General features: G+C 67.8%; 22 protein-coding genes. 5 read left to right on the top strand and 17 right to left on the bottom strand.

Features of this window, described 5'->3' with window-relative positions; genetic code table 11:
• Positions 1–34: 34 nt before the first annotated feature.
• Together rfaE2 and AC57BR_RS14820 are read right to left on the bottom strand one after the other, a co-directional pair.
• Positions 35–1,534 carry a D-glycero-beta-D-manno-heptose 1-phosphate adenylyltransferase gene (gene rfaE2 / locus AC57BR_RS14825; RefSeq protein ID WP_496361870.1) on the bottom strand — a complete coding sequence of 500 codons (1,500 nt, stop codon included), beginning with the start codon at positions 1,532–1,534 and terminating at the stop codon, positions 35–37.
• A 128-nt stretch (positions 1,535–1,662) separates the two neighbouring features.
• Positions 1,663–3,081 (bottom strand): aldehyde dehydrogenase family protein, encoded by a 1,419-nt coding sequence (locus AC57BR_RS14820; RefSeq protein ID WP_496361834.1) that lies wholly within the window; start codon positions 3,079–3,081, stop codon positions 1,663–1,665.
• A 242-nt stretch (positions 3,082–3,323) separates the two neighbouring features.
• On the opposite strand from AC57BR_RS14820, the gene AC57BR_RS14815 reads away from it, so the two are divergent.
• Positions 3,324–4,595: a glycosyltransferase family 9 protein gene (locus AC57BR_RS14815; RefSeq protein ID WP_496361832.1), complete on the top strand. Its 1,272-nt coding sequence runs from the start codon at positions 3,324–3,326 to the stop codon at positions 4,593–4,595.
• On the opposite strand, the gene AC57BR_RS14810 is transcribed toward AC57BR_RS14815, so the two are convergent.
• From AC57BR_RS14810 to AC57BR_RS14780, 7 genes are read right to left on the bottom strand one after another with little or no spacing between them, the layout of a single operon-like run.
• Positions 4,561–5,262, bottom strand: a complete 702-nt coding sequence (locus AC57BR_RS14810; protein ID WP_496361830.1) for an SDR family oxidoreductase — start codon at positions 5,260–5,262, stop codon at positions 4,561–4,563. The two genes, AC57BR_RS14815 and AC57BR_RS14810, sit on opposite strands and share 35 nt — an antisense overlap.
• Positions 5,263–5,305: 43 nt before the next feature.
• Positions 5,306–6,679, bottom strand: coding sequence for a PfkB family carbohydrate kinase (locus tag AC57BR_RS14805; RefSeq protein WP_496361828.1), 1,374 nt, complete (start codon positions 6,677–6,679; stop codon positions 5,306–5,308).
• Positions 6,676–7,404, bottom strand: a complete 729-nt coding sequence (locus AC57BR_RS14800) for a D-sedoheptulose-7-phosphate isomerase (protein ID WP_496361826.1) — start codon at positions 7,402–7,404, stop codon at positions 6,676–6,678. Before AC57BR_RS14800 ends, AC57BR_RS14805 begins: the two co-directional genes overlap by 4 nt.
• Positions 7,401–8,654 carry a glycosyltransferase gene (locus AC57BR_RS14795; protein WP_496361824.1) on the bottom strand — a complete coding sequence of 418 codons (1,254 nt, stop codon included), beginning with the start codon at positions 8,652–8,654 and terminating at the stop codon, positions 7,401–7,403. The genes AC57BR_RS14800 and AC57BR_RS14795 overlap by 4 nt, the downstream gene beginning before the upstream one ends.
• Positions 8,651–9,730 (bottom strand): glycosyltransferase, encoded by a 1,080-nt coding sequence (locus AC57BR_RS14790; RefSeq protein WP_496361822.1) that lies wholly within the window; start codon positions 9,728–9,730, stop codon positions 8,651–8,653. Before AC57BR_RS14790 ends, AC57BR_RS14795 begins: the two co-directional genes overlap by 4 nt.
• On the bottom strand, positions 9,727–10,803 hold the full coding sequence (locus AC57BR_RS14785; protein WP_496361820.1) for a glycosyltransferase family 9 protein: 1,077 nt from the start codon (positions 10,801–10,803) through the stop codon (positions 9,727–9,729). The genes AC57BR_RS14790 and AC57BR_RS14785 overlap by 4 nt, the downstream gene beginning before the upstream one ends.
• Positions 10,800–11,366, bottom strand: a complete 567-nt coding sequence (locus AC57BR_RS14780) for a D-glycero-alpha-D-manno-heptose-1,7-bisphosphate 7-phosphatase (protein ID WP_496361818.1) — start codon at positions 11,364–11,366, stop codon at positions 10,800–10,802. The genes AC57BR_RS14785 and AC57BR_RS14780 overlap by 4 nt, the downstream gene beginning before the upstream one ends.
• Positions 11,367–11,480: 114 nt before the next feature.
• On the opposite strand from AC57BR_RS14780, the gene AC57BR_RS14775 reads away from it, so the two are divergent.
• Positions 11,481–12,425 carry a glycosyltransferase family 9 protein gene (locus AC57BR_RS14775; protein WP_496361816.1) on the top strand — a complete coding sequence of 315 codons (945 nt, stop codon included), beginning with the start codon at positions 11,481–11,483 and terminating at the stop codon, positions 12,423–12,425.
• On the opposite strand, the gene AC57BR_RS14770 is transcribed toward AC57BR_RS14775, so the two are convergent.
• On the bottom strand, positions 12,320–13,270 hold the full coding sequence (locus AC57BR_RS14770) for a sigma-70 family RNA polymerase sigma factor (RefSeq protein ID WP_496361814.1): 951 nt from the start codon (positions 13,268–13,270) through the stop codon (positions 12,320–12,322). The genes AC57BR_RS14775 and AC57BR_RS14770 overlap by 106 nt on opposite strands.
• Before the next feature lie 199 nt (positions 13,271–13,469).
• Between AC57BR_RS14770 and AC57BR_RS14765 the strand changes: the two genes are divergently transcribed.
• Positions 13,470–14,534, top strand: a complete 1,065-nt coding sequence (locus AC57BR_RS14765; protein WP_496361812.1) for an NAD-dependent epimerase/dehydratase family protein — start codon at positions 13,470–13,472, stop codon at positions 14,532–14,534.
• A 59-nt stretch (positions 14,535–14,593) separates the two neighbouring features.
• Here the strand turns inward: AC57BR_RS14765 and AC57BR_RS14760 are convergent, their stop codons facing one another.
• Positions 14,594–15,151: a hypothetical protein gene (locus tag AC57BR_RS14760; RefSeq protein ID WP_496361810.1), complete on the bottom strand. Its 558-nt coding sequence runs from the start codon at positions 15,149–15,151 to the stop codon at positions 14,594–14,596.
• A 204-nt stretch (positions 15,152–15,355) separates the two neighbouring features.
• Here AC57BR_RS14760 and AC57BR_RS14755 point away from each other — a divergent pair, with 204 nt between their 5' ends.
• Together AC57BR_RS14755 and AC57BR_RS14750 are read left to right on the top strand one after the other, a co-directional pair.
• Positions 15,356–15,634, top strand: a complete 279-nt coding sequence (locus AC57BR_RS14755) for a hypothetical protein (RefSeq protein WP_496361808.1) — start codon at positions 15,356–15,358, stop codon at positions 15,632–15,634.
• A 118-nt stretch (positions 15,635–15,752) separates the two neighbouring features.
• The gene (locus AC57BR_RS14750; protein WP_496361807.1) at positions 15,753–16,931 is read left to right on the top strand and encodes a YihY/virulence factor BrkB family protein; all 1,179 of its coding nucleotides are present in this window, start codon (positions 15,753–15,755) and stop codon (positions 16,929–16,931) included.
• Between the two features lie 60 nt (positions 16,932–16,991).
• Here AC57BR_RS14750 and AC57BR_RS14745 read toward each other — a convergent pair whose 3' ends face one another.
• The 6 genes from AC57BR_RS14745 to AC57BR_RS14720 form a co-directional block, all read right to left on the bottom strand.
• Positions 16,992–17,747, bottom strand: coding sequence for a glycosyltransferase family 2 protein (locus AC57BR_RS14745; RefSeq protein ID WP_496361805.1), 756 nt, complete (start codon positions 17,745–17,747; stop codon positions 16,992–16,994).
• Positions 17,744–19,111 carry a PIG-L family deacetylase gene (locus AC57BR_RS14740; RefSeq protein ID WP_496361803.1) on the bottom strand — a complete coding sequence of 456 codons (1,368 nt, stop codon included), beginning with the start codon at positions 19,109–19,111 and terminating at the stop codon, positions 17,744–17,746. Before AC57BR_RS14740 ends, AC57BR_RS14745 begins: the two co-directional genes overlap by 4 nt.
• Positions 19,105–20,370: a hypothetical protein gene (locus tag AC57BR_RS14735; protein ID WP_496361801.1), complete on the bottom strand. Its 1,266-nt coding sequence runs from the start codon at positions 20,368–20,370 to the stop codon at positions 19,105–19,107. Before AC57BR_RS14735 ends, AC57BR_RS14740 begins: the two co-directional genes overlap by 7 nt.
• Positions 20,371–20,442: 72 nt before the next feature.
• A complete protein-coding gene (locus tag AC57BR_RS14730) occupies positions 20,443–20,922 on the bottom strand; it encodes a Dps family protein (RefSeq protein ID WP_496361799.1) in 480 nt (159 codons plus the stop codon).
• 119 nt (positions 20,923–21,041) lie between these two features.
• Positions 21,042–21,491 (bottom strand): signal peptidase I, encoded by a 450-nt coding sequence (gene lepB, locus AC57BR_RS14725; RefSeq protein ID WP_496361797.1) that lies wholly within the window; start codon positions 21,489–21,491, stop codon positions 21,042–21,044.
• Positions 21,492–21,604: 113 nt separating this feature from the next.
• Positions 21,605–23,209: a multicopper oxidase family protein gene (locus AC57BR_RS14720; protein WP_496361795.1), complete on the bottom strand. Its 1,605-nt coding sequence runs from the start codon at positions 23,207–23,209 to the stop codon at positions 21,605–21,607.
• Positions 23,210–23,353: the final 144 nt, after the last annotated feature.

Here is a 23,353-nt window from a genome sequence, read left to right as displayed (position 1 = left end):
CCGATCAGCGGGCAACAGGCCCGACCAGCGGGTTCTACCCCTCCGGCACGGGCGCTCCCTCGCCGTTGCGGATGCGCTGGACCATGGCCGTGGTGGAGCGCTCGGCCACGTAGTCGAGGATGGTCACCGTGCCGCCGTAGGCCTCCACGGCCTCGGTTTCGGCCAGCATCTCCGGCGTGTAGTCCCCGCCCTTGGCGTAGATTTCCGGCCGCAGTTGTTCAATCAGGGGAATCGGCGTCGGGGTGTCGAAGACGGTCACGTAGTCCACGCAGCTCAGGGCGGCGATCACGGCTGCCCGGTCGGCCACGCTGTTAATCGGGCGGTCCGGCCCCTTGAGCTTCCGCACGGAGTCGTCACTGTTGAGCGCCACCACCAGGATGTCGCCGAGCTGCTTGGCTTGGTTCAGGTAGCGCGTATGCCCACGGTGCAGGACATCGAAGCAGCCGTTGGTCAGCACGACGCGCTGGCCGTCGTTACGGTGGGCACGGATGTGCCGCTCCAGTTCGTCGGCGGACAGCGCGGTGTCCGCGAAGCTTTCCAGGTAGCGGCCCAGCTCGTCCGTGCCGCATACCGACGTCCCGGGATGGTGGACCACCACGTCCGCCGCCGCCTGGGCCAGGTCCAGGCTGGCCGTCAGCGGCAGCGACGCGGCACGCGCCAGGGTCAGCGCCGCCACGAAGGTGTCGCCCGCGCCGGAGGCCTGCTTCTCGGTAGCCGGCCGCGCCCACGTCCGGTGCGGGTTTCCGGCCGCCGGGATGAGGACCGTTCCGTCCCGGTCCAGCGTGACCACGACGGCGCGCGCTCCCGTTGCCCGCAGCAGTTCGGCGCCGTGCGCGGTCACCACCTCGGCGCGCTCGGGCCCGCTGCCCAGCCGAAGGTCCAGCATCCTGGCCGCCTCCTGCGCGTTGGGCGTGACCAGGTCCGGTTCAAGTCCTGCCCACGGACGGGGATCGTGCGCGTCCACCACCACGAGCGTGTCCTGCCCGCGCCCCGCCAGCGATTCGATGAGCCGGCTGCGCACCGGTTCCGCGAGGACTCCTGTTCCGTAGTCGCAGATCACCACCGCATTCTGGCGTCCGACGGCGGAGGGCACCGCCGCTTCGAACGTCGCCAGGGCGTCGGCCGGGACAGCTTGCGCGGAGTCGTCGAAGCGCAGCAGGACCTGGCCACCGCTGCTGATCCGGATCTTCGTGGTGGTGACCATCCGCGGGTGCTCGGCGAGCAGGGTGGTGTCCACCCCGGCGGCGAGCAGTTGGCGCTTAAGTTCCGCGCCGGCGTCGTCCGCCCCGATGATGCCGGCCACGCTCACGCGGGCGCCGAGGGCGGCCAGGTTCATGGCGGTGTTGGCGGCGCCGCCGGGAGCAAAGTCACGCCTGTTGATGTCCACCACGGGAGCCGGGGCCTCGCGGCACATCCTGTCGATCGAGCCGGTCCACCAGCCGTCGAGCATGAAGTCGCCCACGACCGTGATGGCCGGCTGCTCCTCGGCCAGCCTCCGGGGAAGCCACGCCGCAAGGCCGCGCTGTTCGGACAGCGCCGGTTCGGAAAGCGCTGCGTCGGAACGTTCTGCGTCGGAACGTTCTGCGTCGGAAAGCACCGGCTCGGAACGCTTCGGCCCGCCGTCGTCCCCCGTGAGTCCTCCGGCGCCCCGGGCTGCGGCCGTCACGACGCTGCCCCGTGGGTTCCATCAGCAGGCGGCGCAGCGATGTGCACCACCTTGACCCGGGTGAATTCATCGAGGAGTTCTGGGCCGTAGCCAAACCCGTGCCCGCTTTCGCCGCGGGGCTGGGCAGCCCCGCCGGGTGCGCCACCGAACACCTCGTTGACCTTGACGGTCCCCACCGGCAGCGCTGCGACGGCTTGCTGGGCGTGGGCGATGCTGCCGGTCAGGACAGTGGCGGCAAGTCCGTACCGGCCGGCTGCGGCGAGCGCGAGCCCTTCCTCGAAGCTGTCCACCACACACACGGGAGCAACTGGGCCGAACGCCTCCTCGGCCATGACGTCCATGGTGTCGTCGCAGTCCACCAGGACCGTGGCCGGATAGAAGGCTCCCGGCCCCTCTGGGACCGCGCCGCCCTCCAAGGCCCTCGCGCCCAGCTGCAGCGCTTCGGCAACGTGCCGGTGGACCGTGTCCCGCATCCGGGTATCCACGAGCGGCGCGAGTGGGTGTTCCGTGTTGCGGTCCCGGGCCTGCCCGGCGAGCGCCTGGCAGAACTCTTCGGCGATGGACCGGTGGACGTAGATCCGCTCCACGGACGTGCAGATCTGCCCGCTGTTACTGAAGGCCCCGATCGCCGCCTGCTCCGCGGCCCAGCCAGGGTCCACGTCGGCGTCCACCAGCAGCGGATCGTTCCCGCCGTTTTCCCTGATGACATACGCGCCCGTCAACACCGCCGCCCGCGCAATGCGGGCACCGGTCTCACTGGATCCGACGTGGGCGAACATATTAACGTCCGGCTGCTGTGTGAGGAGGGTCCCGACGTCGGCCCCTCCCGTGAGCGTGACGAGCACGTTGGGCGGAAATACCGGCCCCAGCGCCTCCCCAAGCAGCTTCCCCAGGTGGGGGCACCGCTCGCTCGGTTTGTGGATGGCGGTGTTCCCGGTGACCAGGGCGGCCCCGATAAGTCCGCAGGCCACGGCCACGGGATCGTTCCACGGAGTCAGCAAGACTGCTACGCCGCGGGGCTCGGCGACGGTGTAATCAGCTGCCAGCGCGTTGCCGCGCAGGCTGTGCCCGCGGTGCACGGGACCAAGTTCCGCATATTGCTCCAGCGTGGAAACGCCGGCGGCAATCCCGGCAAGTGCCTCCTCCACCGGACGGCCGGTCTCCTGCGCGTTCAGTTCCGCAAGCCCGGCAGCAGCCGCCTCGAGCGCCCGGGCGGCCTCGCGCAGCAGCTTGCCGCGCTCCCCCGGAGGCGTTGCCGCCCAGCCGGGCTGGGCAGCGCGGGCAGCCGCTACGGCTCCCGCCACATCATCTGCGCCGGCGACGGAAAGGCTGCCAACGGTTTCTCCGGTTCGCGGGTTCAAGATGGTGAGCATGTCTTCCGCGTTGGCCAGATCGCTGGTCATGGTCGATTGCATGTGGCTCCTCACTGGGGATTGGCCTGTGACTGCCGGACCTTCAGTCCCGCCCTCTCTGAGGTGATCCGTACCCCGGCGCCAACGGGTTTACACGCCCCAGGTACAGGTGTTTCAAAGCTGGCGGGCCGGGTCTCATTGAGCTGGCAATACAGGGCCGATGCACCGTATGGTGGCTCCACTGAACCCATCCCGACCTGAACGCATCCTGACCTAAACCATCCGGAACCGAGAGGGCTGACACTTTGGAACTCTTCAACGCCGACTTCGGCGGAGCACGCGTCACAGGGCACGGAATCGGCCCCGTTTTGGAAGAATTCAGCGGTGTCTCCCGCATCGCCGTTCTCCGTGGCGGCGGGTTGGGTGACCTGATGTTTGCCCTTCCGGCGGTGGCAGCGTTGAAGGCCGCCTACCCCGACGCCAGCGTCACACTGCTGGGCACGCCGATCCATGCTGAGCTGCTGTCCCAGACCGTGGGACCGGTGGATGAGACGGTGATTCTGCCATTTTCGGAAGGGGTCCGCCCGGGGCCGGAAGACGACGACGAACTGGAGCGGTTCTTTGGCGGGATGCGCGCCAGGAACTTCGACCTGGCCGTCCAGCTGCACGGCGGGGGCCGGTACTCCAATCCGTTCCTGCTCCGCCTCGGCGCCCGCCACACCGTGGGCACCAGGACTGCGGACGCCGCTCGGCTGGAGCGGACCGTGCCCTACCTGTATTACCAGCATGAGCCGCTCCGGGCACTCGAAGTGGCGGGATTCGCCGGTGCCCCTCCCCGTGAGCTGGAGGCCAGGCTCCAGGCGCTCCCGGAGTTTCGCCGGCAGCTTGAGCAGGAGCTCCTGGGAAACGGCGGGCCGGGGATCGACGACGGCGGGCCGGGATACGGCCAGGTGCTGGTGATCCATCCGGGCGCGACGGATCCGCGCCGGCGCTGGCCGGCGGAACGCTTCGCGGCGGTGGCCCGGAGGGCCGCCGACGACGGCTTCCGAATTTATGTGGTGGGCGACAGCAGCGAAAAGGAACTGGCGGAGACAGTGGTGGAACTCGCCGTCGAACAGTCCGGCGCAGGACAGTCCGGCGCAGGACAATCCGGCAGCGGGCAGACCGGCACCGGGCAGACCGGCACCGGGCAGTCTCAGGGCGTCCGCCCGGCCGTTGAGTCACTCGCAGGCAAGCTCAGCCTCGGCGAGCTCGCAGCGCTACTGGCCGGCAGCGCAGTCGTGGTGGCGAACGACAGCGGACCCCGCCACCTCGCCCAGGCCCTGGGCACACCCACTGTGGGTATCTTCTGGACGGGCAATGCCATCAACGCCGCCCCGCTGGGACGCAGCGTGCACAGAATCCACCTCGGCTGGGTCACGCGCTGCGAAGTGTGCGGCGTGGACGTCACCCAGGTCGGGTGGACGGCCCCCCGGTGCCCGCATGACGAGTCCACCGTGAAGGCCGTCGAACCCTCAGAGGTTTACGAGGATGTTCTCCAGCTCACGGCCACGAACCCTCTTCCTCATGGCAGATAAGCATTTCGCGGACCTCGCAGCCGGTGGGCTGCGACAACGCGAATAAAATGGCCTGGGCCACGTTGCCGGGGTCGTTCAGGCGTGAGTCGTCCTGCGGCTTGTACTGCTCGGCGCGGTCATCGAAGAAGCGCGTCTTCATGCCACCGGGAATCATGGTGGTCACGCCGATCTCGCCGCCAGTTTCGGCCGCCAGTGAATGGCTGAACCCCACTACCCCGAATTTTGAGGCGCAGTACGCCGTAGCCTCCGGCAGTGCCCGTTTGCCCAGCGTGGACGCAATGGTGATCACCCGGCCCCGGGACTCCTTGAGGTAGGGCAGGGCCGCCCGGACGACGGAAACAGTGCCCAAAAGGTTGACTCCGATGACGCGTTCCCATTCGTCCGCGGCCACGTCCTCCAGCTTTCCGCAGCGGTCGATGCCGGCCGCCGTGACCACGGCATCCAGTCCGTCCAGGGTCTCAGCAGCCTGCCTGACAGCCTCGGTCACGGCAATGCGGTCCGAGACGTCCACTTCAAATGCCTTCGCCGCGGAGACGTTCCGGATGTCGCGGTCCAGCACCACCGGGGTTCCCCCGGCTTTCAGCACGGCATCGACGACGGCGGCCCCCAGTCCGGAGGCACCGCCGGTTACCAGGACCCGGCCAGGCCGGAAAGTCGATTCAGTCATGGTGTTCCTTTCGCTTGGGACAAATTCAGGATTGCTTTGCAGTTCAGCTGACCTTCGCCAGGGCGTCTGCGAGGACAGAGGTGGACCGGGCCTGGTGGAACGGCACCGTCACGCAGCGCCCGCCCCAGCTCTCGACCAGCCCTGCTTCGGGCAGCTCGGAGGCGCGGTAGTCGCCGCCCTTCACCCAGACGTCCGGGCGCAGCGTCGCCAGGCAGGCCTCCGGAGTGTCCTCCCCGAAAATCAGGACAGCATCCACGCACTCGAGTGCCAGCAGGAGCTCGGCCCGGTCCTGCTGGCTCACAATCGGCCGCTGCTCGCCCTTGATCCGGCGCACCGACTCGTCCGAGTTCAGGCACACGATCAGGCAGTCGCCGAGATCCCTGGCCGCCGCCAGCGTGCGGGCATGACCCGCATGCAGCAGGTCGAAACAGCCGCCGGTGGCCACAACGGTTCCCCCGTTGGCCCGCACCCGCAGGGCAAGGCCGAGGGCGTCTTCCTCACGGCTGTGGTGCCAGACCGGCCGCTGTCGGTCCGGCAGCGAGGCCACCCCGCCTGCGCCGAGGAAGGCGGCCGCTTCATCGATGGCCAGTTCCGCTGCCTCTTGGATGCTGCGGCCCTCTGCCAGATGCACGGCCAGGCTGGCCGCGAGCCGGTCGCCGGCGCCGCAGGGATCGGTGACTTCGGTGGGAGGGGCAGGGATTGCCATGGGCGGTGTGTCGGGCCGGGACAGCAGGCCACCCTGCTCGCCCATGGTCACGAGGACCGCCTGGCTTTGCCATCGGTCCAGCAGTGTTTCGCCGAGGGTACTGCCGACGCCGGCAACCGCAGCAGGTGTTCCGGTGCCGGAATCCGCAGCCTTGGCAGCCTCGGACAGGTTGGGGGTCACCACGGCCACGCCGGGGACCGGGACGGCACCGGAGGGATGCGGATCCCACACGATCGGAATGTCGCCAGCGCGGGCCTCGAGCAACTCGCGGATCTCCGGGTTCGCGGCAACGCCCCTGCCATAATCGGCCACGACGATCACCTCGGCCTGGGCCAGCGCCCGGAGCATGCCCGCGGTGGCCGCCGGTACTTCCGGCCGCTCGCATCCCTCATCCACCCGCACCACCGGCTGGCGGCCCGCCCGGACCCGGGTCTTCACCGGTGTCCTGGCGCCGGAGGGCCCGGACACAACCCGCACGCCGGCCAGCGCGCCTTCGAGTGCCAGGGAGGCATCGTCGTCGGCGAGCACTGTCACCAGAGTGACCGGGTGGCCGTCGTGGGCCAGCATCCGGGCCACGAGCCCGGCACCGCCGGCCCGGCGCCGGACATCGGAAACGTCCACCACCGGCACTGGCGCGTCGGGGCATAGCCGGGTTGCGTCACCGGAAAGGTCCACGTCCAGCAAAACGTCACCCACCACTGTGATCCTCACCCGCGATCAGCCTCCAGCCCGGGAACGCCCTGGCCCCTGCGGGCCACCTCGGCCTCAAAGGCGCGGCAAATGGCGTGCAGCGCAATCAGGTGGCCCTCCTGCGCATTGGCAGAGATGGCATCTATGGCCACGGCATCATCGCAGCAGGACGCCAGCGGGTTGGGCGCCGGCCCGGTCAGTGCCCAGGTAGTCACGTTTAGCCTGGCCGCTGCCTCGGCTGCCCGGAGCAGGTTCGGGCTCTGGCCGCTCGTGGACAGCAGCACGAGGATGTCCCCCGACCTGCCGTGGGCGCGGACCTGCCGCGCGAAGAGCTCCGCGTAGCCGTAGTCATTGGCGATGGCTGTAACGGCCGAACTTTCCGCGTGCAGGGAGATCGCGGAAAAGGGCATCCGCTCGCCGTCGAACCTGCCCACGAGCTCCGCGGTCAGGTGCTGCGCCTCGGCCGCCGAGCCACCGTTCCCGGCGGCGAGCAGCTTCTGCCCGCTAAGCAAGCGCTGGGCCAGCTCCACGCCCCAGGCAGCCAGCCTGTCGGTTTGGCTTTCCAGGGACCGCAGGGCGGGCAGGACGTTCTCAAGATGGGTCCGCACTGCCTCCCGCGAACCGGCACGGGCCCCCTGTTCGGCGTCATCCTGTGAGGAGACCGCGTCCGGAGAGGGGAAACCGGGTGTGGCGCCAACCCGGTGCATGGCAGGAAGCTCAGCCTCCCGCAGGGATTCAGCAGTCACAGTGCCGCTCCTTCCATCGGTTCCAGGCTGCCTGCGTCCGCAGAGCCTGCGATGGCCAACTGGTAGGCCTTTTCGGTTTCCGCTGCCACCCTGTTCCAGGAGTAGCGGGCCTTCGCCCGCCGCTCACCGGCCCGCCCGAGTTTTGCGCGAAGGTCCGGGTTGGCCAACAGGGTGCCGATGGCTTCTGCGATGGCTTCGGGGTCTTTCGGCGGCACGTGCAGGCCGGTTCCCCGGTCCACCACGCTGTCAGTCAGGCCTCCCACCGCCGCGGCGACTACCGGAACGCCACACGCCATCGCCTCCAGGGGAACGATGCCGAAGGGCTCGTACCAGGGCGTGCACACCACAGCGTCCGCGCTTCGGAAGATGCCGGGCATGGCCTCCCGGGGCACCTGGCCCCTAAGCTCCACATGCGCCGCCACGCCGAGGTCCCGGGCCAGGTCCAGCAGCCTTCGCGCCTCCGGATCCTGCCCACCCTCATCGGCGCCGCCGCCCACGATGAGCAACTCGACGTCGTCGAACCCCTCCTTCAGCAGATAAGGAAGCGCGCGGATCACCAGGTCAACGCCCTTGCGCGGAACCAGCCGGCCCACGGAAAGGATCCGGTGGGAACGGGAAGGCGCGTCGGACAGGCCGTCGCTGGAGAAGAGGTCCAGGTCCACACCGCAGGGAGCGATGGAAACCCTGCGGGTATCAATCCCCATCGCCCGAAGCTCGAAGACCTCGTCGGAGCAGGTGGCCACGATGCGGTCAGCCGACCGGCCCACGGACGGTTCGAGGAAGCGCCGCTCGGCGGGGCTTGTGTCCGCGGCACCCTGGTGGCGGCGCTTGACCGTGCCCAGCGCGTGGAAGGTCTGCACCACGGGAACCCGGAAACCGCCGGGCTCCCGCCGGGCGGCGTCCAGCGCGGCGACGCCGGACATCCAGAAGTGACCGTGGACCACGTGCGGCGGCGAGTCACCCCAGTCCTGGACAACGCCATCCGCCAGGGCGCCCATGTAAGGGAGGAGCTCATCCTTGGGCACATGCTCAGCCGGCCCGGCGTCCACGTGGACCACCTCGAGCCGGGGATGCACCCGGACCCTCGGAGGCAGATCGGGCGCGTCCCGCCTGGTGTACACGGTCACGCGATGGCCCCGCCGGGCCAACGCTGATGAAAGCGCGGCCACGTGCACGTTCTGGCCGCCTGCATCCACTCCGCCGAGCGCTGCCAAAGGACTGGCGTGTTCCGAAATCATTGAGATCTTCAATGGGTATTCCTTTCTCGCGCCGCGGACAGGGCATCCGGCCCGGACCCCTCTGAAGCTGCGTCCTCGGATGCAGCCACCTCCTCAGACCCCCGCTGCCGACCGTCCCCCAGATGTCTCGGGGCCAGATCCGCCAGCACCTCATCCCAGTCCGCCAGGAAACGCTCAAGCCCGTAGCGCTCAAGGGCGGCCTCCCGTGCCGCCTTACCCCGCCGTCGGGCTTCCTCGGGGTCGTTGACCAGCAGCCGGGCACACCGGCGCAGTTCCTTAACATCTGTGGAGATGCAACCGGCCTCAGGCGGGACAGCCCGGGACGCCTCGGTGGTGGCCAGCGCCAAAACCGGCATGCCGAGGTGCATCGCTTCCAGCAGCGCCAGCCCCAGGGAGGTCCAGCGGAGTGGGTGCAGGTAAGCCCGGCAGCGCGCGAGTTCGCGGTGGAGTTCGTCGGTTTTCAGGTCGCCCCGGACCGTTAGCCGCGGCGCCGGAATTCCGGTGGCCTCCGCCAGCCCATCGCTGCCCATGCCGAAGACCTGGAGCGGGGCTGTGGTGGCGAAACGGGACAGCAAATCCGTGCCCGTCACCCGTCCGCGGCGGACCGGTTCATTGACCACCACGCCCAGCTCAGGGGCCTCGCCTGTATAGAGGTAGCCGGGGTCCGCGATGCCATGCTCGATAACCTTGGTCCGCGCGCGGCCGCTGTCCCAGAACAGCTCGTTGAAATGGGTCACGTGGACGATAGGAATCTCGCGTTGCTCCCCGAGCGGATGGACGGTGAAAGGAACATCGCCCTTGGGGGTGTTGTGTTCCACATAGACCGCGGGAAGATCGGTGCCGGGCCGGCGGCCCAGGACGCGCCTGACCTCCCCGGATTCCTCCGGACGCTGGAGCACCACGGCGTCAATGCTGCTGGCCTCCAGCCCGGCGAGCGGGACCTCACGCACGGAGGCTGGCCAGTTCCGACCCGCCCGCCCGAGCCCCCAGGGACCGCCCTCCGGCAGGACCGGCAGCAGGTACTCGTGCCGGCCACGGACAAATGCGTCCGTCCACGACCCGTGCACGTGCCAAAGCAAAATTCTCATCCTTTCCGGACCTTTCTCCGTGTGCTGAGCGAGGAGACCCCGCTCAGCAGCCGTTCGACCGCTTCCACCACCTGTTCTGGCGAGACCGAGCCAAGGCAGGGATGTCCCGGTACCGGACAGATGCGTGCGCGGCTCAGCCTGCATGGTGCATTTTGGTCTCCAAGCAGTTCCAGCGGAACGCCGTACGGCGCCCAGCGGACGGCCGGCACAACGGGCGAAAACAGGCTCACCACGGGGGTTCCGACGGCGGCCGCCAGATGCGCAGGTCCGGTGTTTCCGGTGACCACAACGTCAGCGTTGGCAAGGACACCGGACAGCGTGGAAAGGTCAGTCCGCCCGCCTAGATCGATGGCTGAAGGGCCGGCCACCGTTGCGGTAAGGGCTGTTTCACCCGAGCCCCCGGTCACGACCACCCTGTGGCCGGCGCCCTCCAGCAGCTCCACGGCCGCCGCATGGTGCAGCGGAGGCCAGGCCCGGGCCGGCACCGTGGCTCCGGGATGGACCACCACGTAGGGCCCGTCCCCCACCAAGTGCCGGACCGCCGGAGGATCCTTGACCATCAGCTTTCCGTCGTCTCCGGTCTTGAGCTGGAATCCCGCCGCGCGGGCGATGCCCAGCGCCCGCACGGACTCCGGCTGGTCCTCCGGGAAGTCCTCGCCGGGTTTCAGCCGGACGTCCAGGAGGGAGCCCGCGTAGTCGGTGGAAACCCCGGTGATGCGCTCTACACCAGCCAGTCGCAGGAGGAGCGCCAGGGGAAGAGGCGACTGGTGGAAAGAGGTGAGGATAACCGCTTCGGTGATGCGGGAATTCCGGACAAAGCCCACCAGCGAGTCCAGGTGCGGGCCCGTCACCGGCGGTGCTGGATTGGTGATCCACGGGGCATCCCAGGCAAAAACGTCCGCAACGTTGGGCAGCAGCGAGGCGGCCGACTGGCCCTGCGGCCCGCAAAGCACGACGACGTCGTTGGGGCTGCCGCCGTCGGCCCGCCGTCCGTTCGCGACTGCCCGGACTGCCGGGCCTGCCAGAAGAACGTCGCCGACGCTGTCCAGCCGGGCCACCAGGACCCTGCTCATGCCGGTCCTCGAAGCAACGGTTTCTGATGCAACGGTCCCTGAAGCAGCAGGGCGACGGCCTGTTCGAGGTCCGCGGCTACCTCGGCGGCCGCCTCGACTTCTTCCGTTCGGGTTTGGGGAGTGGGGACAAGGACGCCCCGTGCGCCGGCGGCCGTGGCCGCCTCGATGTCGCTGCCGATGTCTCCGATGAATGCCGCCTCTGACGGGTCGATGCCAAGACGCCGGCACGCGCTGTGGATCATTCCAGGCGCCGGCTTCCGGCACAAGCAGCCATCGCCGGCTCCGTGCGGGCAGACTTCCCAGACGTCAAAGGGGCCCAGCAGATCCTCCACCCGGGCGTTCACGCTGTCCACCTCTTCCGCTGTCAGGAGGCCGCGAGCAATGCCCGACTGGTTGCTTAGGACACCGGTCGCCAGGCCCAGGCTGCGGACCTCGTCGAGGACCTTCCGTGCCCCGGGCAGTGGCCTGACCAGCTCCGCATTGCCGTTGTAAGGCACGTCAAACACCAGCGTCCCGTCCCGGTCGAACAGCACGGCCTTGAGCGTAGAAGCATCAGTTGCCATATCCCCTTCGTTCCCCGCCCACCTGAGACCTAAACAAAAGGCCGCGTACTTCTTCTCGGCTAAAATCCTCGACAGGCGGCCCAGCCGGACCACCTGAAGACGAGGAAGGCCTCAGTGGAAGCTCCGAACGGCAAGCACGAACAACCTGTCCTGCTGGTCCTGCGGGCCCTGAAGCTTGGCGACCTGCTGGTTGCTGTGCCGGCGCTCCGCGCCTTGCGCCGCGCCTATCCCGAACACCGCCTGCTCTACGCGGCGCAGGGCTGGCTGGAGGACGCCCTGGAGCTGGTGGGGGGCTACGAACTGCTTCCGACCCACGGCCTGGATGTTCCGATTCCCATCGAGGCAGGCAAGGTTGACATCGCCGTGAATCTGCACGGCAGCGGACCTGAAAGCGAGGCACGGCTCGCCGCCGTGCGCCCCAGAACGATCCTTGGCCACCGCACGTCTGCCCGGCCCGGCCCGGAGTGGATGCAGGACATCCATGAGCGTGAGCGGTGGACCAGGCTGCTGCAGTGGCATGGCATTGACGCCGCACCGGACGATTTCCGCCTTCTCCCGCCTGCCCTTCCCAGCCCCTGCCCCGGCGCCACGGTGCTGCACGTAGGGGCCGCCTATGGCAGCCGGCTCTGGCCGGAGGACCGCTTTGCCGAAGTAGCCCGCACCCTCTCGGAGGATGGCCACCAGGTCGTGTTCACGGGCAGTTCAGGGGAACGGCCCCGGGCCGTGGACGTCGCACGGCTCGCGGGGCTACCGGAAGCACAGGTCCTGGCGGGAAAACTGCGGCTGGCAGAATTCATGGCCGCAATCGCGGAGGCCCGGCTGGTGGTCTCCGCAGACACCGGCGCAGCGCACCTGGCCTCTGCGTATTCGCGGCCCTCGGTGGTGCTTTTCGGTCCCGCCCCGGCCGAGGTCTGGGGCCCGCCGCCGGGGCCGCATATTGTGCTGACAGACGCTCAGGCGCGCCGCGGTGACACCTTCGCGGCCACGCCGGATCCGGCCCTGCTGGCGGTTTCGGTGGAAGATGTCCTGGATGCTGTCGGGAGGCTTCCGCTGCGCTGAGCTGAGGGGGCACTGTCCGGCGCGGCCGCACCATCCTGGCTGGCCGGCACCTGCGCCCGGCCAAGCTTGCCTGCGGTCCGGCCCTCCTCGTCAAGCAGCCGGTGCTGAAGCCACACCAGAATTCGGGACAGGCGCCGGGATACCTGCATCTGGGAAATGCCGAACCGTTTGCCCAGTTCTGCCTGGGTCTCCTCCCGGAAGTACCGCCGGTAGAGCATCTCGCGGTCGTCGGGGTCCAGTTCCTGGATGGCTTCGTTGAGGCATACCAGTTCCTCGAGGTGCTCGATCGGCTGGTCGGGCGAGACCAGGCCCTCGCCCATCGTCGGCCCTCCCCACGGGTCCGGACTGTCCAGCGAGTCGGGATGCATGCTGCTGCCTGCCGCCTGCGCTTCCCGCACGTCGGCGGTACTGACGCCCAGCTCGCTTGCAAGTTCCTGCGCCGACGGGGTCCGCCCCAGCGACTGGGCCAGGTCCGGGGCGCTGTGCAGGAGCTGTGTCCGAACGTCCTGGACACGCCGCGGCGGCCGGACGGTCCAGCACCGGTCACGCAGAAAACGCTTAAGTTCGCCGCTGATGGTGGGCGCGGCGTAGGCGGGAAAACTTTCGCCCTTCTCTGCGTCAAAGCCCCGCGCTGCCTTGACGAGTCCCAGGTAGGCCACTTGGACCAGGTCTGAACGTTCCCGTCCTCGAGCGGCGTACCGCGAGGCAAGGGACTCCGCCAGGTCAAGGTAATTGAGTACCAGCTGGTTCTGGAAGGCATCGTGCAGCCGTCCCGTTTGCGTCGAAGGCCGGGAGGCTGCCTGCGGTGGGCCCGTCATGGACAAGGAGGGCGGAGTTTCTGGCATTGTCGGGGTTCCTTCGATCGAGATCTCGAGAAAGCCTGCGGCAAGACTTAGAAGAAGGAAATCATAAGCGTGCTTATTACACAATGGTCCGAGGGGCTAGGCTCGAAGGAAGCACCACGGTAACGGCCCGCCGTCGGGCGCCCTGAGCGGAACGCCCACGGGGGCAACGGGCAACAAGCTATGGACGGGGAGCACTTTCATGCGTATCGCGATCACGGGCGCCAGCGGCAATGCGGGGACAGCGCTCCTGCGCAGGCTTCAGGACGCCAGGCAGGAACACACGGGTGGACTGGACCTGGTGGGCATCAGCCGCCGCGCGCCGGACACTTCACGGCCGCCCTTCGCCGGCGTCGAGTGGCACACGGTGGATGTGGGCGGGGAGGCTGCGGCACAGGACCTGGCCAAGGCCTTTGCCGGAGCCGATGCCGTGGTGCATCTGGCCTGGCAGATCCAGCCGAACCGGGACCTCCCCCAACTGCACCGCACCAATGTCACGGGCACTGCGAACATGCTGGCGGCTGCCCGGGAAGCCGGAGTGAATCACGTGGTGTGTGCCTCCTCGGTGGGCGCGTACAGCAAGGCACCCAAGGACCGCCGAGTGGATGAATCCTGGCCTGCCGGAGGCATGGAGGGCTCACATTACAGCCGGGACAAGGCTGAGCAGGAAAAGCTGCTGGACAGGTTCGCGGCGGATAATCCGTCGGTTGCCGTGGCCAGGCTGCGCCCCGGGCTCATCTTCCAGGGTCAGGCCGGAAGCGAAATCGGCAGGTACTTCCTGGGGTGGGTCCACCCTAGGTTCGTCCCGCGCCGGCCGGCGTTGCCAATATTGCCGATTCCGGAGGAACTGATCTTTCAGGCGGTGCATGCCGACGATGTCGCTGACGCATACTGGCGTGTACTTGAGCGCCGGGCCAGCGGCGCGTTCAATGTGGCGGCCGAGCCGGTGGTCACGCCCCAAAACCTGGCCCTGCTCTTTTCCGCCAGGAGGATCCTTCCCGTCCCGGTCCGCGCGCTGCACGCCATCGTCGGTGCCACCTGGCGGCTGCGGCTCCAGCAGACCGACTCGGGATGGGTGGAGATGGCGGCAGGCGCGCCGATCATGGACACCGGGCGGATCCGGAACAAGCTCGGCTGGGAGCCGCAATCGTCGTCATTGGAAGCCATCCGCGAAGTGATTGACGGCATGGGTAAAGGCGCCGGCGTGCCGGCGTCTCCCCCGCTCAGGCCGCGGCGGAGGCTCCTGACGTTCGTGCGCCGGAGTTAACTCCACGGCCGCCTGCTGCGGCGGGCATCAACCCGGCGGGCATCAGCGGCCGACGATGGCTACTCGCGGGGGGTGTTCCGCCGGGTAGCGTCCGAGGCGTCCGCATCCGGGCGGGCGCCGACGTTGCGCGTGTCATCTGCCCGCGCGTCGTCGGCCCGCGAACCCATGTCGCGCGCAGCCCTGTCCCGTTCACCCATGCGCGCGTCATCAGCCCGAACATCGCCACCCGCGGCATCCGTCCGTGCTTCGTCGCGCCGGTTGCCGTCATCGTCCACATCCGGGTCCAGAGCATTCGCTTTGTACTGGTGCTTCTCGGCATCCGTTCGGAAGTCCTGCGCGGCCGACTGCCGCTGCTCCGCCTCCTGGCGAAGCCGCGCTGCCTCAACCTGCGCCTTCTCGGCATCGGCCTTGGCATGCATGGCCCTGGCTTCGTTTTCGCGCGCCTCAAGGTCGGCGTTCTCCGCTTTCCTGCGGATCTCGGCGGCGTGCTGGCGGTTCTGCTCATCCCGCTTCTGCCGGAACGCCTCCCGGCGCTTTCGGCTGGACATCAGAAGCACCACGATGAGCGCGATGACGACGATTACAACGACGATCCAAATCCAGGCAGTTGGGTCCACCGTGGATCCACCTCTCTCTATTCCAGCACGTCATTTCCGGCAGAATCCGGCCGCTGGCACCCGGCATAGCACTGCCGGAGGGCGACCGATTGAACTAGCGGCAATCAGGGTACTTACGATCTAATAGTAACCATGCTTACTATTTTATAGCGAGTGATTGCCGGGCAGCACTCGGCAACCCGACATGCTGGAGAGGGATCAACCATGACGGAGAACCAACGGCCGAAGGGTGCCGGCGCTCCCCCGCCCGGCGCGGAGAGAACCGGCGCGGACAGGACCGGCCCCGCAGAGGCCGGGGCCAGCGCTCGCAACAGTGGGCAGGACCCCAACCCGCTGGCTTCCAGCCAACTGGCCGAGAGTCCGCAGTCGGACACCCGGATGGCGGACGATCCGCTGGGTGAAAAGCAGCCGGCGGACGATCCTCTGGGGAGTGACCCGCTCACCCTGGACCGCCGCAATCCGCCCCGGTCGCCCGGATCGTAAGCGACCCGAACCCCTCATGCCTCCTCACGCACGACCCGCGAGCCCGAACCCCTGATAGCGGGCAGGGACCGATCCGCGACGCCGGAACACGTCCTGCCCGCGAACGAAAGGATGCCCCATGGCTACGAAAGAAGCCCCGGAAACCAGCACCGCAAAGGCTGGCAGCGCACCTGCCCCGGATGACGACCGGAAGCCTGACAGTCCTCCGGACCTGGACAAGCCGTCGTGGAAGTACATAGCCCGCAAGACGCTGCGAGAATTCACGGCCGACCAATGCCAGGACCTCGCCGCCGGGCTTACGTACTACGCGATCTTTTCGATGTTCCCCGCACTTCTCGCCCTTGTTTCGCTGCTCGGCATCTTCGGGCAAGCGGAAAAGACGACGGCGGCACTCCTGGAAATCGTCCAGGGCATCGCGCCCGGGCAGGCTGTGGAGATGATCCGCGAGCCTATCCAGGAACTGACCACCTCACCGGCAGCCGGCTTCACCCTGGTTATCGGCCTCCTGACAGCCCTCTGGTCCGCATCAGGGTATGTGACCGCGTTCGGCCGGGCCATGAACCGGATATACGAAATTGATGAGGGCCGGGGCTTCGTAAAGCTTCGCGGCACCATGCTCGCGGTGACCCTGATTTCCTTGATCATCGTTGCGCTGCTCGCAGCCATGCTGGTCATCAGCGGTCCTGTTGCAGAGGCCGTTGGCAATGTCCTGGGCCTGGGCGGCGTCTTCCTGACCGTGTGGAACATCGCCAAATGGCCGGTCATCGTTGCGCTGGTCATTGTGGTCATAGCCATCCTGTACTACGCCACCCCCAACGTCCGTCAGCCAAAGTTTCGCTGGATGAGCCTGGGTTCCCTCATCGCCTTGCTCATTTTTGTGCTGGCCTCTGTGGGTTTTGGGTTCTACGTAGGCAACTTCAGCAACTACAACAAGACGTACGGCGCCATCGGCGGCGTGATCGTCATGCTTCTGTGGCTCTGGATCCTGAACATGTCCCTGCTTTTTGGTGCGGAGTTCGACGCCGAGATGGAACGTGGCCGGCAGCTGCAGGCGGGCATTGAGGCCGAGGACACGCTCCAGCTGCCGCCCCGCGACACCAAGAAGAGCGACAAGCTCCAGGAGAAGGAAGAGGAGGACATCCGGCTGGGGCGTGAACTGCGCGAAAAGTACAGCGAGCAGGGCAACGGCCAGGAGGGCAAAGGCCAGGACGGCAGCGACCGCCACAACCGGGACGCCGACCGCCGGAACGGCCGTGGCGGAGCCACCGCCCGTGAAGGCAACGGCAACAGCCGCTGAACGACCCGACTTCACCCCGGGCAGCTGCCCACCGGCGGCTGCCCGGGGGCGTTTCCGGCTTCAGCTGCTCCGGAGGGCCGCGGCCGTCTCCACGCCCAAGGCACGGAGGTATGAACCAAAACCTTGTGGTGCACGGGCAGCGGTCCGGCCGGAAGTCAGTACACGCGTGCTGTCCGTGGCGGTGATGGAGAAGCCCCTCCGCCGTAACAGTTCCACGAGGGCCCGGTCTTCCGAGGACGGCAGCGGCGGAAATCCGCCGGCCTGGCGGTACGCCAAGGCACGGACGCCGAGGTTGGCGCCGTAGACATTGCCGTGCCGTTCCTCCAACGGATGTCTGAGGCGCCACCTGCGCAGCAGCTCCGGATCCATCCCCGCAGAGTCCGGCTCCACGGAACCCAGCAACACATCCCAGCCGGCGTCCGCGAAGTGCAACTGGCGGACGAGCCAGCTCTCAGGAACCCTGGAATCGGCATCCGTATTTGCCAGCCAAGTGGTGTCCAGACCGTCGCTGTCGAGGTCCCGGATGGCTGCCGCGGCTCCCGCCGCCCTGCTGGCACCCGCGTTGCGGAACCGGCGGCGCAGCACTCTTACCCCCGGCTGGGACCCGGCGAATCGGTCCGCGATCCCTGCCGAACGGTCGGTGCAATGGTCGAGCACAACGGTGATTCCCACGCCCACTGAGGGTCGCCGGCGGGCCAGGTCTTCGGACGCGGTGCGGAGCGCGGAAAGGGCAGCCCCAAGGTGGCGCTCCTCGTCATGCACCGGCATCACCACCTCAACCCGGCTGATGGCCGGCCGGGAGCTGTGCGGAGTCACGCGCTGGTTCCGGCGTCACGCGCGGTCTCCGGCGCGATGAAAGTTTCGAGCACAAAGTCCCGCTCCCGGTACATGCCGGCCGACGGCCACCGCAGCTGGCTCCGTGCCATCGCGTGGACAGTGTCGCCGTCGAGCTCCCAGTCGGCAACCGGATGTCTCCAGTGGCAGAGCAGCAGCGTTCCGCCCGGGGCCAGGGACGCGGAGATCCGGGTGAACAGCTCCGCCAGTTCCGCGGCCGCAAGGTAGTAGCCCATCTCGGAGACCACGACCAGGTCAAAGCTCCCCGCCGGCCACTGTTTGGGCAGGGTCAGTTGCCGGGCTTCGGCACCCGGGAACCGGGCGAGCCGTTCGGCGGCCCGCTTCACTGCGGTGCCGCTGGCGTCCACGGCCAGGAACCTCCCGCACCGCCCTGCCAGCTCCGCGCTCAAGGTGCCGATCGAGCAGCCGGCTTCCAGGCCGGCGTCGTACTTCTGTTCAGGGAGCGCGGCGAGCGTCAGGCTGCGTTTGCGCTGCTCATACCAGCTGTCCTGGTACCTCCATGGATCCTCGGCGCTGCGGTGCAGGGCATCAAAGACGGCCTCGGCATCCCGGGCGCTCCGACTTCCGGCGACCGGCGGCTGCCACGCGAACACTTCAAAGGGCCGGGAAAAGTGCGCAAGAAACTGTTCCGACAGCAGCACCTCGTCGCCCGGCTGGTCAGAGAGCGGCTGCAGCTGGGATGCATGGGCGTTCAGGGCCTCGCGTTTGGTCCGCTGTTCAGCGGGACTCAAGGGCAGTCGCACCCAGTTCCGCCACGCGGTGTCCCCGGGTGTGGCCCACAGCCAGTACCAGAGGGGGTATTCCAGTAACCCGTGGCCTCCGGCCTCGGCGGTCTCCGCAGCCACGGATCCCAGGGTGTCGTGGTCGATGTGTCCGTCTCCGCGGTACGGGGCAACAATGGCCACGGTCCGCTGCCCAATAGCGTCCGCCAGGCGTTCGGCGATGACGTCGCGGTGCCGGGCCAGCCCGCTGTCCGGAAGGTCCAGGAACTGCCAGTGGTCCACCAGTCCGAACGCAGCCATGGCAGCCGCGAACTCCTCCCGGCGGACGGCGGCAAGCTGCTCCGGCGTCGTGGTGGGCGAACCCGGGTGGGACGCCTCCCCTGCCGAACACAGCAGCACCTCAACGTGTGCACCGGCGGAAGTGAGGCGGGCAAGCAGCCCCCCGGCACCGAGGGATTCGTCGTCCGGATGGGCAACCAGGACCACGAACTCCATCCTGGCCAGCTCAGCCGAATCCAGCGGGAGTTCGCCGATCGTGGCCAGGCCGCTGGCTGCCCAGGCAGCCTCATCTGTGCCGGCATCCGCGTGCGAAAACGTCACCACGCGTGTTCCCCTTTGAGAGTGAGGGCGCCCAGCTGGGCGTCGTCACGCGTGGCGTGGTGCTGCCGCACGTAGAGTGACAGGTCCGCCATGCACTTGCCGTACCGTTCGTCGAAGGCCAGGGGGCCGGGTCCCAGGTTTTGGCTCACCAGGAGCTGGACGCGTTCGACGGCGGCGGCAACAGTTCCCCGGACACGGAGCGCCTCGCTCCACCCGCCAACGGCGCTGCTGTCCAACCCGACTCCGCCGTTGGTGTTGGGCTTGCCGTCGGCCGCTTCCATGGCGGACACCCGATCCGCCCCGGCGCCGTCCACGGCGTCAGCAGCACGGGCGAGATACTGGAGGGTAGAGGTCAGGATCCGGTCCACTTCGCCGAGGGCGGCCAGCGCCACCTGGTCCGGTTCGCGCTGCGACCTGGCCCCGCGCAGGAGGGCGGCTTCGAAGTGCCGGCCCAGCGCCACGGCGCCGCCCAGCCAGCACGCGGCCACGCCCATGCCGCCCCGGGCAAAGCCCGGGCGCCGGAAGTACCAGCCATCGCCGCCGAGCGGGACGGCCGGAACCCGGTCAAAATGGACAGTTCCGCTGGGGATTTCGCGCAGTCCGCGGCTGGTCCATTCCGGGACATCGCACGTGACGCCGGCGGCTCTGAGATCGACCGCAAAGGAGGCCCGGCCGCCGGTCTCGGTGTGCGCGGTCACCACGGCGTGGTCCACGAACTGGGCCAGCGAGCACCAGGGCTTGGAGCCGTTCAGCTGCACGCCAGCGGCCTTCCCGCCGGGTTCTGCCTCGCCGCGTTCTGCGTCACGTGGTCCTGCCTCGCCGGGCGACGGCCCGTCTGCGGAGGTGGAGACCGGCCCGGCCGTCAGCCGCGTGCCGGGGGCCTCGGCTGCGTACACACCCCATGATCCGGTAAACGCTTCCGGTGTTCCCGCCTGGGACAGGATGGCGCCGGCATCCAGATGCGGTTCCAGAACCCGCGCGGCGGCCACGTCCACTGCCGCCACGGATGCCAGCAGCTCCCAGAGCCGGGCTGTCCGTCCGTCACCGGGCTTCGGAGCGGAACGGCCGGCCTGCTGGGCGATGGCCAGCAGGGCAGGGACGTCGCCCACGGCCGAAGCAATCCTGTCGAGCAGTCGCCCGACGTCCAGCGAAGGTTCGGAATCCAGCACAGGTCCGGTTTTCAGCACCGGTTCGACGTCGGCCTTCCGGCCCGGAGTCGGGCTGAGGCGGACGGGTTGCCACTGGCGGTGCGGTGTGTTCATGCAGCGACTGCCGAAAAATCGTGCGCTGCCGAGTCGTCCGCTGAAAAGCGGGGTGGACAGGTCATGGCGTTGCTAGTCCTTTTCCGGTGCGGTCACGGACGCCGAGGCGGGCATCACTTCCGCGTTCACCATCCACGCCAGCTGCTCCAGTCGGGTGATGGCCTCGTGCAGGAGGTCTGCGCTCGTGGGGTCCTCTTCATCAACCTCATCGTGGACATCGCGGATTGTGCTGACTGTTTGTTCCAGCCTCGCGGTGATGAGTTTGGCGGTGTCCTTGGTGACGGTCAGGCCGGCAGGATACTGCTCCAGCCTGGTGCCGGACGAGACGGTAGCGCTCCGGCCGTCCGGAAGTGCGTGAAGGGACCGCATGCGCTCAGCGGTCTGGTCGGCGAGCAGCCGGGCACTGTCCACGATCTCGTCCAGCTGCAGATGCAGGTCACGGAAGTTGGTGCCCACCAGGTTCCAGTGCGCCTGTTTGCCCTGGACGTGCAGCTCGATCAGGTCGGTGAGCACCTTCTGCAGATTGCTGGCCAGAGTCTCGGATGCTTTCATGTCTTCCTCCGCTGCAGTCACCGATGCGTTTCCATGCCTGGCCGGCAGGGCAGCCGGCGAGGATGATTCCCAGCATACTTATCTTTTCCGCGCGGGTCTTTTTGGCAGGCGCACCTGCGTCAGCGGCCGAAGGGCCAGAGCACTGTTGCCTGCAGCGATTCCAGCGGCACGCTCCCATACGTGCGCGAATCTATTGAGCCCGCCCGGTTATCCCCCAGGACAAAAACATGCCCGGCAGGCACTGTGACCGGACCAAAGTAGGTGCCGTCGATGCGGCTGTGGTCGATCCCAGGCTCGGCCTGCGGAATCCCGTCCACCACCAGCACCGAATCCTCAATGGCAACGGTCTGGCCCCCGAAGGCAATGGCCCGCTTCACGGCTGGGTTACCGTCCTCGGGGCTCGTGAACACCACCAGGTCTCCGGTCCTGAGGGAACCCAACGCCGGCCCCGGCTTGAACATCAGCACCGTGCTGCCCTTGGGCAGTGCCGGTTCCATGCTTTCAGAGCTCACCGTCACCGGCTCCACCAGCCACAGACGGGAGGCGAGCAGACCAGCGGCCAGCAGCACCGCCGTCGTGATTGTTCTCCCCCGAAAACCCTGCCGGGCGGATCCGGCAGGGTTCCCGGTGACGGCTCTGCTGTCAGGGACCACCCTGGATTTCGGGTCGGCCCTGTGCGCCGCTAGCCGTCCCATTGGGGCAGCGCCGCCGTCATGGGATCGTTGGGATCGTTGTCATCTTCCTTCAGCCCCACCCTGAACTGAACCATCATGTCGTGGTCCTCGTGGGGCAGGTTGTGGCAGTGCACCATGTAGCGGCCGCGGTGCGGACCAAACTTCATCAGCAGGCGGACCGTCTCCCCCTCACCCACGTAGACAACATCCTTGGGTCCGAGCTCCTGCGGAAACGGTGCCCGGCCGTTGCGGCTCAGAACCTTGAAGTCCACGAGGTGAATGTGCACGGGGTGGAACCAGCCGCCGGACCTGTTCTCGATTTCCCAGACCTCGACGGCGCCCAGGTCAACCTCCGCGGCCACCTTCTTGTAGCCGCTGGCAATGACGTCCTGCCAGCTGTCGTCGTCGATGGTCCAGATATTGGTGGCGTCGTTCCGCTTGACCCGGAACTTCCGGACCTTCGTGGCCTGCTTCTCGGTCATCGTCATGACCTCGTTCGCGGGTGCCAGCTGCGTGGGCACCGTATTCCAGGTCGAATCGGTGGTGTTGACCGGCTCATCCGTGACGTCGAAGGCCATCACCTTGTCGGTGAAGTCGTAGTCAACGTTGTTCGGGTTGGACAGGTTGCGCAGCTCGATCCTCTGGCCGGTCTTGTACTTCCGGAAATCTACGAGCACCTCGTAGCGCTCTGCCCCGCCATGGCGGTAGTTGGCCACCTTTTGGGGTGTGGGGACCAGGCCGCCGTCGGTACCGACGATGATCAGCGGATCGCCCGTGCTCAGGGTCAGCCTGACGGAGCGGGAAATGCTGCAGTTCAGGACCCGGAAGCGGTAGATGCGCTTCTGCACCTTCATGACCGGCCACGGCTTGCCGTTGACCAGGATGACGTCCCCCCACAGGCCGGAGTGGGTGTTGTCGTCATAGCCCAGGGCGCCGTTCGCGGCGAACATCGCGTCGGAAATGATGAGCGGCACGTCGAAGTCGCCTTGCGGGAGCAGCTGCCGTTCCAGCGGATCGTGCATGTGGTACTGGGCGGCCAGGCCTGAGTAGGCATTCTGTGCCGTGAAGTGCACCCCGTGGTCGTGGTACCAGAGCGTGCGGGCGGGCTGGAAGTTCGGGTAGTGGTAGTCCTTGAAGAACCCGGTATGGGTGACGTCGCTGGCATATCCGTCGAATTGCGGCAACGAGGCTGAACCGTGCAGGTGGGTGGACGTGGAGAGCACGTGGCCGTCGTTCGGGTGAGTTGCGGGCAGCTGGTTCCGGACCCGCACCACTGCCTTGGTGCCCTGGTCCAGGCTGATCGTGGGGCCGGGGAAAATCCCGTTGTAGCCCAGGATCGGTGTTTGGAGCCGCGGCAGGATGGATGCCATGGCTGCCTTCTCGGTCACCGTGTAGTAGTTGACAGGCTGGCCGTCGGCGGGGTCCACGCCCACCCTGTCCGGTGCCAGCACCGGTGGCTTCACGAAAGCGGACTGGAACGGTTTGGGCATCTCTGCGCTGCTTAGCCTGCTGGCGGACTTGGCCTCCACCTCGCCCCGTGGGAGCGAGAGAACGCCTGCTCCCACAACGCCGAGTCCGCCCAGTAGAAGGACATTTCGTCGGGACACGGTCATTACCGGGCCTCCTTTCGGTAGGGATGGTTCGAGACCGGTTAGGGATGCTTCGAGGATGTCGCGGTGTACTTGGGAAAAGCCGGACCGGGCTGGGAAGGGTGGGGGTCGCCGGGGGCCACCCCCAATTGGGCCCCCTCAAATCGA

The sequence above is a fragment of the Arthrobacter sp. BGA-UO-ETr-C19 genome (genome assembly GCF_059568005.1).
This window is presented reverse-complemented; position numbering and strand designations above follow the sequence as displayed.

Excerpts from the sequence above, each read along its gene's own strand:
- AC57BR_RS14820 (WP_496361834.1), bottom strand. The coding sequence starts at position 3,081 with ATGCAATCGACCATGACCAGCGATCTGGCCAACGCGGAAGACATGCTC.
- AC57BR_RS14810 (WP_496361830.1), bottom strand. The coding sequence starts at position 5,262 with ATGACTGAATCGACTTTCCGGCCTGGCCGGGTCCTGGTAACCGGCGGT.
- AC57BR_RS14790 (WP_496361822.1), bottom strand. The coding sequence starts at position 9,730 with ATGAGAATTTTGCTTTGGCACGTGCACGGGTCGTGGACGGACGCATTT.
- AC57BR_RS14785 (WP_496361820.1), bottom strand. The coding sequence starts at position 10,803 with ATGAGCAGGGTCCTGGTGGCCCGGCTGGACAGCGTCGGCGACGTTCTT.
- AC57BR_RS14780 (WP_496361818.1), bottom strand. The coding sequence starts at position 11,366 with ATGGCAACTGATGCTTCTACGCTCAAGGCCGTGCTGTTCGACCGGGAC.
- AC57BR_RS14770 (WP_496361814.1), bottom strand. The coding sequence starts at position 13,270 with ATGCCAGAAACTCCGCCCTCCTTGTCCATGACGGGCCCACCGCAGGCA.
- AC57BR_RS14765 (WP_496361812.1), top strand. The coding sequence starts at position 13,470 with ATGCGTATCGCGATCACGGGCGCCAGCGGCAATGCGGGGACAGCGCTC.
- AC57BR_RS14755 (WP_496361808.1), top strand. The coding sequence starts at position 15,356 with ATGACGGAGAACCAACGGCCGAAGGGTGCCGGCGCTCCCCCGCCCGGC.
- AC57BR_RS14750 (WP_496361807.1), top strand. The coding sequence starts at position 15,753 with ATGGCTACGAAAGAAGCCCCGGAAACCAGCACCGCAAAGGCTGGCAGC.
- AC57BR_RS14735 (WP_496361801.1), bottom strand. The coding sequence starts at position 20,370 with ATGAACACACCGCACCGCCAGTGGCAACCCGTCCGCCTCAGCCCGACT.
- AC57BR_RS14730 (WP_496361799.1), bottom strand. The coding sequence starts at position 20,922 with ATGAAAGCATCCGAGACTCTGGCCAGCAATCTGCAGAAGGTGCTCACC.
- AC57BR_RS14720 (WP_496361795.1), bottom strand. The coding sequence starts at position 23,209 with ATGACCGTGTCCCGACGAAATGTCCTTCTACTGGGCGGACTCGGCGTT.